At 75.1% G+C, this 11,448-nt stretch carries 6 protein-coding genes and 2 pseudogenes; all 8 read left to right on the top strand.

Annotated elements, in window-relative coordinates; genetic code table 11:
* Window positions 1-1,316: pseudogene (locus tag BZZ08_RS37125) on the top strand (SAV_2336 N-terminal domain-related protein); the annotation flags it as partial.
* A gap of 87 nt (window positions 1,317-1,403) precedes the next feature.
* Window positions 1,404-1,598: an FxSxx-COOH cyclophane-containing RiPP peptide gene (gene fxsA / locus BZZ08_RS37120; protein WP_104636556.1), complete on the top strand. Its 195-nt coding sequence runs from the start codon at window positions 1,404-1,406 to the stop codon at window positions 1,596-1,598.
* A gap of 184 nt (window positions 1,599-1,782) precedes the next feature.
* Window positions 1,783-2,940, top strand: a pseudogene (locus tag BZZ08_RS37115) (FxsB family cyclophane-forming radical SAM/SPASM peptide maturase); the annotation flags it as partial.
* 215 nt (window positions 2,941-3,155) lie between these two features.
* Entirely contained in the window at window positions 3,156-4,805 is a 1,650-nt protein-coding gene (locus BZZ08_RS37110) for an aKG-HExxH-type peptide beta-hydroxylase (RefSeq protein WP_104636555.1), read from the top strand.
* Window positions 4,806-4,934: 129 nt separating this feature from the next.
* Window positions 4,935-7,958: an FxSxx-COOH system tetratricopeptide repeat protein gene (gene fxsT / locus BZZ08_RS37105; protein WP_104636554.1), complete on the top strand. Its 3,024-nt coding sequence runs from the start codon at window positions 4,935-4,937 to the stop codon at window positions 7,956-7,958.
* A gap of 131 nt (window positions 7,959-8,089) precedes the next feature.
* Window positions 8,090-8,527, top strand: coding sequence for a CU044_2847 family protein (locus tag BZZ08_RS37100; RefSeq protein WP_104636558.1), 438 nt, complete (start codon window positions 8,090-8,092; stop codon window positions 8,525-8,527).
* On the top strand, window positions 8,524-9,465 hold the full coding sequence (locus BZZ08_RS37095; protein WP_241965659.1) for an AAA family ATPase: 942 nt from the start codon (window positions 8,524-8,526) through the stop codon (window positions 9,463-9,465). The genes BZZ08_RS37100 and BZZ08_RS37095 overlap by 4 nt, the downstream gene beginning before the upstream one ends.
* Before the next feature lie 5 nt (window positions 9,466-9,470).
* On the top strand, window positions 9,471-11,354 hold the full coding sequence (locus BZZ08_RS37090; RefSeq protein WP_241965658.1) for a magnesium chelatase: 1,884 nt from the start codon (window positions 9,471-9,473) through the stop codon (window positions 11,352-11,354).
* Window positions 11,355-11,448 lie beyond the last annotated feature (94 nt).

Here is an 11,448-nt window from a genome sequence, read left to right as displayed (position 1 = left end):
GCGCCGTCCTCGCGCGCGTGCTGCACGCGGCCGCCACCGACGCGCGACGGCGCGGAGACCGGTCCGGCGCCCTCGACCTGCTGCGCCGCGCCGACCGGGAGTACGCGGTCGCGTGCGCGGCGCCCGGCCTGGACGAGGAGGAGGCGCTGCGGCTCACCCTGGAACGGGTCGCCTCCCTGGAGACCCAGTGGCGCCTGGGCGGCGACAGCGCTCTCCTGCAGAGTGCCGTCGGCATGCTGGAGGCGTTCGCCGACGCCTGGCCCGACCGGAGCGAGCGCCCCCCGGAGCTGCTGCTGGCGCACGGCCGCACCCTGTTGCGTCTGGCCGAGGTGACGGCGGACCCGGTGCAGGTCCGGCTGTACGCGGAGCAGTCGGCGCGGTCGCTGCGCCGCGGGCTGGCGGCCGGCCCGGAACAGGACACCGCCGAGGCCGTCCGTGACCGGGTCCGGGTGCTGATCGACCTGGTCGACGCGCTGCTGGCGGCGGGCGGCCCGCTGGACGAGGCCCAGGCCCGGACCGACGAGGCCCTCGGCCGCGTACGCGAGCAGGCGCAGCGCGCGGCGTTGCTGGTCCGCGCGGGGCGGGTGGCCGTCGCACGCTACGCCGAGTCGGGGGAGCCGCCCGAACTGCACGGGGCCGCCGACCGTTTCGCGCAGGCGGCGCACTGGATGTCCCGGGACGCGCCCGCGCACGCGGACGTGCTCGCCGAGTGGGGGAGCGTACTGCTCCGGCTGGCCACCCTGGAGCCCGCCCACCGGCGCCAGGAGCAGGTGTCCGGCGCGATCCGGGTGCTGCGGGACTGCCGGATGGAGACCCCGGCGGGCAGCCGGCGGGTCGCCCACCGGCTGCTGCTCCTCGGACAGGCGCTCATGCTCCGGTACCAGGCGCGCGGCGACCGGGTCGATCTCAGGGAGGCGGAGCATCTCTTCGGGCTCGCCGCGGCCGACGCGGAGGACCCGTTGCTGGCGGCGCGCTGCCGACTGGAGTTGGGGCAGGCCCAGTTCGAGGCGTTCCAGAGTCTCGGCCGCGCGGCGCGCCTGGACGTGGCGGTCGACGCCTTCCGGGCGGCCGCCGAGTCGGCCCGCCGGGCGGAGGAGGAGGCCGAAACGGAGCGCCGGCGCCAGGAGGCGGTGGAACTCGCCGCACAGGCACACCACTGGCGGGGTATGTCCTTCGAGGCGGCCGTCCGGCCCCGCGCGGCCCGGGACGCCTACGCGGCGGCGCGGGCGCAGTGGGACCGGTTGCCGGACGACCGTCTGGCCACGGGGGAACCGACCGCGCGGCAGACGGCGCAGCGGCTCGCCGACCTGGAGTGAGGGCGGACGCGGGAAAGCCGGGCGCGGGAGGCCTCAGACCCGGCCCGAAGGGGCGGCGGGACAGCGGAGCGGAGGAGAGGAACGGACATGGACACACAGGACGGGGCCGGGGCGGAGCAGGTGCTCCCGGATGCCGGGGAGCCACTGCCGGACCTGCTGGAACTGGACCTCGCACGGCTGGGCACCCTCGATCATCCGGTGCTGCGCGAGGTGCTGGGCGAACTGAGGGCGCGGGCGGCGGAGCCGAGCGAGATGCTGTGGGGTTTCGACAACTCCTTCTGACCGGTGGCCGCGGTCATCCTGGTACGTGAAGTTATGTGAATAGGACAACTTCTGCGGCGTCGAGTTTCGGGCACCCGCCGCGCCGGGAATGCGGCTCCGTGCGGCACGGGGCCGTGGCGCCGACTCGCGGCGGCACCGGCCGGATCGTTACGGCATGGGGGGTGCTGGAGTGTCGGAACAGGCCATGACCGGTCCGGCTCCCGTCGTTCCCGGGCCGCGGACCGGCCCCGAAGGCCCCTTTCCCTTCCGCCAGTTCATCGTCAAGATGCACGGCCGCTGCAACCTCGCCTGCACCTACTGCTACCTCTACGAAGGTCCCGACAACAGCTGGCGCGACCGTCCCGCCGCCGCCTCCGCCGCCGTCCTGGAGCGCACCGCCACCCGCATCGCCGAGCACGCCGCCCGGCACGCGCTGCGTGACCTCGCCCTGGTGCTGCACGGCGGCGAACCGCTGCTCGCGGGGGCCGGGCCGCTCGCCGCGGTCGCCGGGCGGGTGCGGGAGCTGGTCCCGCCGGGGTGTCAGGTCCACGCCACCGTGCAGACCAACGCGACCCTGCTCACCGAGGAACGCCTCGCCGTACTGGCCGACGCCGGCGTCCGCGTCGGCATCAGCCTCGACGGAGGCACCGCCGCCCACAACCGACGGCGGGTGGACCACGCGGGCCGTCCGTCCTGGCCCGCCGCGGCACGGGGGGCCCGCCTGGTCGCCGAGCGCTTCCCGGAGGCGTACGCGGGACTCCTGACCGTCGTCGACCCGACGCTGGACCCGGTCGAGACGTACGAGTCGCTGCTCGACCTGCGCCCGCCCGCGCTGGACCTCCTGCTGCCGCACGGCAACTGGTCCTCGCCGCCGCCGGGCCTGACCGGCCTCCGGTACGGCGACTGGCTGTGCGCCGTCTTCGACCGCTGGTGGGCCGCCGGGCGGCGTGAGGTCCGGGTACGGCTCTTCGAGGAGTGCGTGGCGCTCCTGCTGGGTCTGCCCGCGGCCACCGAGGCGCTGGGGCTCGCGCCGTTCGACGCGGTCGTGGTGGAGACCGACGGGTCGATCGAGCAGGTCGACTCGCTCAAGTCGGCCTATCCCGGCGCCGCGCGGACCGGCCTCGACGTGTTCCGCCATTCGTTCGACGAGGCGTTGCGGCACCCGGGCGTGGCCGCCCGGCAGGCGGGCACCGCGTCGCTCGCGGGGCAGTGCCGGGCCTGCCCGCTGCTGCGGGTGTGCGGCGGCGGGCACTACGCGCACCGCTACCGCGCCGGGCACGGCTTCCGGAACCCCTCCGTGTACTGCGCGGACCTCCAGCGCTTCATCCGCCACGTGGCCTCGCGTCTCACCGCCGCCGCGAGCGCACGGACTTCGGACGGCTCGTCCGCGCCCGGCTCGTCCGTGACCGGCCCGGTGTCGGCTGGTTCGTCCGCGCCCGGCTCGTCCGTGGCCGGTCCTGCGTCGGCCGGGCCGACCGCCACCGGCCCCGCGTCGGCCGGTCCGGCCGGTTCGGCAGGCCCCGCGTCGGCCGGTTCGGCTTCGACCTGGCCGGTCGCGGCCGGAGGGGGCGTTTCGTGATGTTTCCGGTGGTCCCCGAACGGGCCCTTCTCGAACTCGCCCGCACCGAGGGCGGACCCGACACCCTGGCCCTCCTCGTGCGGGACCAGGACACGCGGCGGCTGCTGCTGCTGCGAGCCGTGCTCGACGCGGCCGAGGCGGCCGAGCGGTCCGTCTGCACCGCCGCGCAGAAGGCGAGACTCCGCGAGGACTGGGCGCTGCTGACCGAGGCGGACCGGCTCCCGGCGGCGGACGCGCCGGGCCCGGAGCGCCGGTCCGGCCACGCGACAACGCGCGGCACCCACGCTGCCCCGCGCGGCTCGCGGAGTACCCGCACTGCCGCCGACGCCCCGCCCGGCGTGCCGGGTGGCCGTGCCACCGCCGATGCCCTGCCCGGCGCATGGGGTGCCCGCGTCGCCGACGACGCCCCGACCCGTGCGGGGGCCGGTGCGTCCCCGTCCGTCGCCCACGCGCCGTTCGCCAACCCGGCGCGGGCCCGCCTCTTCCACCCGCTCACCGGACCCTGGGCACGCTCCTGTCTGCGCGGCCTCGACGCCGCCCCCGGCCAGGCGGACGGAGAGCGGGCCCGGCGGCTGCGGCGCGACCTCGCGCACTTCAGCGCGATCGCCGCGGTCGTCGCGGCCGGAGTGGGCATCCCCTTCAGCACCCGGCTCACGGCCCGCGCCGGAGTCCTCGCCCTCCCGTCGCTCGGCGCCCTGCACACCGCACGGTCCGGGGACGTACCCGTCGACGTCACCTGCACCGAGGGCCGACTGGTCCTGCGTCAGGCCGACGCCCCCGACGTGACCGTCCACCTGGAGAGCGGCGCCGGCGCCTGGTCCGGCGCCCTCGCCTGGACGCCCGCGCACGCCCTCCCCGGCCTCACCCCGGCCGCCCCGCCCCTGCCGCTGGACGACCTCGACCCGTACCGCGAACTGCCCGACGGCCCCGGCCACGGCAACCTGCGCACCCCGCTCGCACTCGACGACGCGGAACGCAAGCGGTGGCTCCAGGCCTGGTCCGGCACGGCCCTCGCGCTCCGTTCGGGCGGGCAGCAGCGCCTCGCCGAGGCGGACGCGCTGCTGCGCTGCCTCGTCCCGCTGGAGACGCCGCCCGAAGTCGGCACCGGCCGCGGCAGTTGCAGTGCCACCCGCCGTGAGGCGTTCGGCGCCCTCCTCAGCAGTACCCCGTCCGACTCCGTGACCCTCGCCGCCACCCTCGTCCACGAGTTGCAGCACGCCAAGCTCGCCGCCCTCAGCGACCTGGTGACGCTGCACCGGGCCGGTCCCGCGGCACGGTACTTCGCCCCCTGGCGCACCGATCCCCGGCCCTACGACGGTCTGCTCCAGGGCACGTACTCCCACCTCGCGATGGCCGCGTTCCACCAGCGCCGGGCGCTCGTCAGCGGGCTCCCGGACCGGGACTGGGCGTGGGCCCAGCACGCGCGCTACCGCGCCCAGGTCGGAGCCGCCCTGCCCGCCCTCGTCGGCTCGCCCGACCTCACGGTGCGAGGGCGCCGGTTCGTCGACGAAATGGCCGCCGCCCACGAACGGATGGCCGAACACCCCGCACCCAGGGGCCACGTCGCACGCGCGCAGGCGTACGTGGCCTCCGCGCGCGCACTGTGGACCCGGCGTCACGCATCCGCGCTCCCGCCCTCTAACGGATGAATGCCCACGCACCGCGGCCCGGGTACGGAAAGATCGTCCGTACAGGGGGTGTTGCCGTCGGTCGGCGGACTTACGCGCGACGCTCCGGGGTCCTAGGATTTTGCGGTACTACGTGCTGGAGGCCACTGCATGTCTGGAGCTCGCAAACCGGTCGAGACGGCCGAGAGGGGGACCGCCAGGCAGACGGTCACGATCCACTTCGCAGGCTTCAACCGGGCCTGGGCGGCCTGGATCGGGGACCGGCTGGAGCGGCGCGGCGTACGGGTGGTGCCGCTGCGCTGGGACTCCCCGGCCGATGTCCCGCTGGTGGACCTGCTGCGCGACCTGACGCTCGCCGAGGGCCGGGTCCTCATCATCGTCAGCGAGTGGTACTTCCAGCTCGGACCGCGCACCCACGAGGAGTGGAACGCGGCCCTGCGCGAGATCGTCGCCCCCGACCCGTCCCGTTTCGCCGCCGTGTCGGTCACCACGGCGGCGGTCCCGGCCGCCGCGGCCGTACTGGCACCGGTCGCCCTGACCAACATGGGCGCCGAGGAGGCGGAGCGCCGCCTGCTCGACCGGCTCGACCTGCCGCCCGAGGCGCCCGCCGAGTCCCCGGCGGAGCAACGGCGCGGTCCGCGGTTCCCGGCGGCGATGCCGGACGTGTGGGGCGTGGTGCCGCGGCGCAACACCCGCTTCACCGGCCGCGAGCCGCTGTTCAACGAGGCGTACCACCTCCTGCAGAGCGCCGAGCCCGGCGCCGGCGTGCTGACCCTGCACGGCATGTCCGGCGTGGGCAAGACCCAGTTCGCCGCCGAGTACGCGCACCGGTTCGGTTCGGAGTACGACGTGGTCTGGTGGGTGAACGCGGAGAAGCGCGTCACCTACCGGCGGCAACTGGCCGAGCTGGCACCGAAACTGAACCTGCGGACCGGTCAGGAGTACGGCGAGCGGCTGCGTGCCGTACGCGACGCGCTCCGCCGCGGGGAGCCGTACTCGAGGTGGCTGCTGGTCCTCGACGGGGCGGACGAGCCGGAACAGATCTGGGACCTGCTGCCGACCGGCCCCGGACACGTCATCGTCACCTCGCGGAACCCCGAGTGGAGCGAGCACAACAGCAAGCTGCTCGAAGTCCGGGTCTATCCCCGCGACGAGTCGGTCGCGTTCATCCGCCGCCGGGCCCCCCGCCTGTCGGAGGCGGACGCCGACCAACTGGCGGAGGCGCTGGGCGACCTGCCGCTGCTGCTCGACCAGACGGCGGGCTGGCTGAACGACTCCGACCTGTCGGTCGACGAGTACATCGCCCTGCTGGAGGGCGGCATCGACAGCGATGTGGTGAAGGTGTCGGCGGACTTCCCGCTGGCCTTCCAGACCGCCTGGTCGATACTGCTGAACAAGCTCCGCGAGACCGTCCCGGAGTCCGTCGACCTCCTGCGTCTGTGCACCTTCTTCGCGCCGGGTTTCATCCCCGTACGCCTGCTGAAGGAGATGCCCGTCGACGAGCTCCCCGAGCAGCTCGCCGGACTGCTCAACGACCCGCTGCTGTGGAACAAGGCGGTCAACCAGCTCCGCACCTACTCGGTGGTCCGGCTGGAATCCCACGAGGCCTCCCTGGACGAACCGGTCTCCGCCGGGGAGTCGCTCTACCTGCACCGCATGGTCCACCAGATCGTGCACAAGGACATGCCGGACACCGACCGGAGCGAGTTCATCGACGTCGTACGGCGGGCCCTCGCGGCGGCCGACCCGGGACGGCCGACCGAAACCCGGCTGTGGCCCGGCTACGCAGAGATCGTGCCGCACCTCAAGTACGCGGACGTCCTCAAGAGCAAGGACGCGAAGGTCCAGCGCATGGTCCTGAACTGCCTGCGCTACATGTACTTCTCCGGCGAGTACCGGGCCGGCATCAAACTCGGCGAGCGCGCCCTCACCGCCTGGCGCCGCCTGCTGGGTCCGACCCACGCACGGATCTGGGAGCTGACCTACCACTACACCAACCTGCTGCGCGCCATGGGCGACTACGCCCGCACCGAGTCCCTCAGCCGCGACGCCGTCGAGCACCTCAGGGAGGAACGCGGACCGCAGGACCTGGACCACCTGCGGGCCGCCGCGGGCCTGGGCGGCGACCTGCGCGGCCTGGCCCGCTACGACGAGGCCCTGGAACTCTCCCAATGGGTCCTGGCGGCCTACCGCGAACTCCTCGGCGACCAGGACTCCAGGACCCTGAACGCGCAGAACAACCTGGGCGTCTCCCTGCGCCTGCTCGGCCGGTACGAGGAGACGCTGGAAACCGACCGGCGCACCATGGAGGCGCGTCGCCAACTGCTGCGCGCCCGCCATCCGTGGGCGCTCAGCTCCGAGATCACGTACGCCATCGATCTGCGCCTGCTGGGCCGCTACGCCGACGCCGAGTCCCTCCAGTCGAAGAACGTGCGGGAGAACCGCATCGTGATGGGTCCGGACAACCCGCAGACCCTCAAGGCCGAGTACAACCTGGCGCTGTGCCGGTACCGCCTCGGCGAGCGGGCCCCGCACGGCGAGGAGCCGGGACCGATGCTCAGCAGCGTTCTGGAGCGCGGCGAACGGGTACTGGGCGAGACCCATCCGCTGACGCTGATCTTCGCGACGGGCCAGAGCTGCTACGCCCGCGAACACGGCGACATCGACCAGGCGCGCGAACTCAGCGAGGCAGTCGTCGCCCGCTACGAGATGATGCTTCCGGCGGGACACCCGTTCATCGCCGGGTCCCGCGCCAACCAGGCCCTGATCCTGCGCAACGTCGGCGAACGCGAGCACGGCCACGTCCTCGTCGAGCAGGCGCTGGCCGAGATGGCGCAGGCCGTCGGCGAGAACCACCCCTGGACACTCGGCTGCGCCCTGAACGCCTCCGCGCTGCGGAACCTGGTGGGCGACACCGAGGGGGCCGCCGAACTCAGCCGGGACACGGCGGCGCGGGCCATCGAGTCGCTGGGTCGTACCCACCCGCTCACGCTGTCCACCCGGATCGCGTACGCGGCGGACCTGCGCGGTCTGCGGGACCGCCGGCAGGCGGAGAAGGTCGAGCAGGAGGCGCTGTCCGACCTCGACGCGACACTGGGCAGCAAGCACACGCACACCGTCTCCGCCCGTTCCCGCAACCGCCCGTACTGGGACTTCGAGCCCCAGACCACCTGACGGCGCGGAGGACGAGACCGGAAGGTCACGTACGTCGCCCCGGGGCGCATAACCCCCCGCGCCCCGGGGAAGAACACGGGTCCACTCAACACACCTGCAACACACATGAGTTGGGCCAGGGGGAGCGTGTGGTGATCTTATGGGGACCCGTGCCGGCGGGCGCGGACGGGCCCATACCGGTCGAGGTCGACGCGCAGGTCGACCCGTCCGTCGTCGACGGGCTCGACCTGGTCTACGGCGGCGAGGTGACCCGGGACGGCGCCGGACAGCGGGTCGTCCGGGTGGCACGGGACGTCTACACCGACGGACTGGACCTCGCCCGCAGGTGCGCCGCCCAGGCCGTACGGCGCTTCGGCGAGCTCCCGGAGGGGCTGCGGCCGGACGAGATCGAGATGCAGCTCGCCATCAAGATCGACGCCGGGGTGGCCACCCTCGTCAAGAGCGGGGCCGAGGCCCAGCTCCAGATCACGCTCCGCTGGCAGACCGCCCCAGCCCCGGTCACGGACCCGGCTCCCGCCCCCGCGCCCGACGGGCAGGGAGCCGGCACGGCGGACGGGGCCGGTTCGTGAACCGCGCCGTGCCGGGCCCGCGCATCCTGCCGTACTCCCGCGTCGTGGCCCAGGAGGAACTCAAGCTGGCGCTGGAGCTCCACCACGTCGTCCCCCGCATCGGCGGCGTGCTCATGGCGGGACCGCGCGGCACGGCCAAGTCGACCCTCGTCAGGGCCTTCGCCCTGATGGCCCACGGCGAGCTGCCGGTCACCCTGCCCATCAACGCGACCGACGACCGCGTCGTCGGCGGCTGGGACCTGGAGGCGCTCGTCCGCGGCGAGCCCCGGCCGCAACCCGGGCTGCTGGAGGACGCGGCGGACAAGGGGCTGCTCTACGTCGACGAGGTCAACCTCCTCGACGACCACCTCGTCGACATCATCCTGGACGTCGCCGCCACCGGTGTCCTGTCCGTGCAGCGCGAGGGACTGGACACCGCCAAGTACCTGTCGTTCGGGCTGGTCGGCACCATGAACCCCGAAGAGGGCGGGCTGCGCCCCCAACTGCTCGACCGCTTCGGACTGATGGTCACCGCCGAGACGCTGGACGCGACCGCCCGGCACCTGCTGCTGCGCACGGTGCTCGACTTCGAGCAGGAGCTGGAACGCGAGGACTCCGCCTGGCTGTCCGCCGCACGGCGGGACGACACGCGCACCCGGGACCGGCTGACGGCCGCCCGGCGCAGGGTCGGCGACGTCGACGTCCCCGACCAGGTCCTGGAGCTGTGCGCCCGGGCCGCGGAACGGACCGAGGCGGTGGGCCAGCGGGGGGAGATCGTGGCCGTGCTGGCGGCCCGCGCACTGGCCGCCCTGGAGGGCGCGGACCGGGTGACCCCCAGGCATCTGCGGCGGGTCCTGCCGATGGCCCTGCGGCACCGGCGGCCCGAAGCGGTGCACGGCGACACCTTCGACTGGGAGCCGGACGACGCGGCCCGCCTCCAGGACCTCTTCGAGGCCTGACCGAGATGACAGCCCTCCCGTACGACGATCCGGCGCACCGGCTCGGCCTCGCCCTGGTCTGCGCGGCGGCCGAACCCGCCCTCTCCGGGGTGCTGCTCCTCGACCTGGACCCCCGGCTCGTCGATCCGGTCGCCCGGCTGTTCGGCGCCGTGCTCGCCGGAGCCGACGGACCGGCGCGACCGCCGCTCGTGCTGGGCGCCGCGGGCCGGGACGAGGACCTGTGGACCCGCACCAGGATCCGCGGCGACGAGCACGGCATCACGGTCCGCACCGAGCCCGGCCCCCTGGTCGAGGGGGACGACGCCGACGGGGCACCGCCGTTGGTCGTGGTGCCCGACCTCGCGCGGATGGGCGTCGCCGGGATGCGCGCCGCGGTGCAACTGCTCGGCGCCGACGTCGTGACCGTCGAACGCGGTGGACCGCGCCGGACGGTCCGGCCCCGGGCCCGCTGGCTGGCCGTCTGCCGCGGCGCCGACGTGGCACGGGTGAGCCGGCACCTGCTGGACCGGTTCGCCGTACGGCTGTCGGTGGCGGGGCTGCGGCTGCCCGGTTCGGGCGAGGCGCTCGCGGAACCGGCGGCGGGTGAGGCACGGGAGGCCCTGTTCGCCGGGCTCCCGCCCGCCTGGCGTTCGGCGGCACACCGAGGCATCCGCCCGGTGCCCGTCGACGACGCGGCGATCGGCCGGGCGCGGGAGCTGCTCGGACCCGACGCCGGGGTCCGCCGGGAGCTGGCCCTCGTGCGGCTCGCCCGTACGCTCGCGGCGCTGGACGGCCGCCCGTCGGCCTCGGCCGAGCACAGCGACGCCGCGGCCCGGCTCATCGGCGTGGCCGTGCCGCGGAGCGCCCCCGAACGCCCGGACGGCGACCCGGAGCCGCCCGATCCGGTACCGGGACCGGCGGGCCCGCCCGGCACCCTCCCGGAACGCCGCGGCGCCGACGGGCACCGCGGGCCCCGGACGCGTGACGGCGACCGGGGGCTGCTGGACACCGGACCCGCCGAGGGAATCGGCACCGCACCCGGCGCCGCGCCCTCCCCGGCCGCGGGAAACCCCTACCCGGAGGACGAACCGGCCGCGGCGCGGGACACCGTGCCGCTGCGCGGCCCCCGGCGGCGCACCACCGGGCCGGTCTCCACCCGGGGCACCGTGATCGGCACCCGCCGGGCCACGGACCTGCGGGACATCGCCCACGTCCGCACGGTGCGCGAGGCCGCCGTGCACCAACGCGCCCGGCGCGCCGAACGGTTCACCGTCTCGCCCGTCGACCTGCACAGCAACGTGCGCGCCGCCGCCCCCGAGCGGGTCCTGGTGCTGCTGCTGGACCACACCTGCCGGGACGGGACCGGGGACGGAGACTGGCAGGAGGTCCTCGCCCCCTTCCTGCAGTGGGCGTACACGAGCCGGGCCACGGTCCAGGTGATCGAGGTCGGCGCGGCGGACGCGGCCGACGAACTGCGCGCGGGGACCTTCACCGCCCGCAGCGTCCTCGACCCCCGGGTGCCGGGCGCGCTGTACCGCCGGGCCGGCCGGGCGACGCCGCTCGCCCACGGCGTCGAACTCGCGGCGCAGGCGCTGCGCCGGCTGCTGCGCCGGCAGGGGACCGGGCCGACGGAGGCGTGGCTGGTGGTGGTGACCGACGGCCGCGGCAACGTCCCGCTGCGGGCCAGCCACACCGGACGGCCCACGGGGGAGGTGGCCGCCGCGGGGGTCGAGGACGCGGTGCAGGCCGCCGCCCGGATCGGAGCCATGGACCGGACACGGCTGCACGTGGCGGTCGTCGACCCGGGCCGGGAACCGTACGGCGACCTGCCGTACGTCCTCGCCGACCGGCTCGGGGCGATCGTCATCGACGGCCGCCACGGGCCCGGGGCGGAGGCCGCCGGTGAGTGAGCCGCGCCGCGGGCCCCGCGGACTCCCGGGCAACGGCACCGCCGGGCTCCGTGCGGCCCTGCCGGGGCTGAGGGCCGTGACCCGCCGCCCCGCC

Origin of the sequence: Streptomyces sp. MH60 (assembly GCF_002939385.1) — a bacterium.
Lineage (GTDB): Bacteria > Actinomycetota > Actinomycetes > Streptomycetales > Streptomycetaceae > Streptomyces.
The sequence above is the reverse complement of the archived record's forward strand: the minus strand, read 5'-3'. Positions and strand labels throughout refer to the sequence as shown.

Coding starts and splice junctions, on each gene's coding strand:
- fxsA (WP_104636556.1), top strand. CDS start 1,404: ATGGACACACAGGACGGGGCCGGGGCGGAGCAGGTGCTCCCGGATGCC.
- BZZ08_RS37110 (WP_104636555.1), top strand. CDS start 3,156: ATGTTTCCGGTGGTCCCCGAACGGGCCCTTCTCGAACTCGCCCGCACC.
- fxsT (WP_104636554.1), top strand. CDS start 4,935: ATGTCTGGAGCTCGCAAACCGGTCGAGACGGCCGAGAGGGGGACCGCC.
- BZZ08_RS37090 (WP_241965658.1), top strand. CDS start 9,471: ATGACAGCCCTCCCGTACGACGATCCGGCGCACCGGCTCGGCCTCGCC.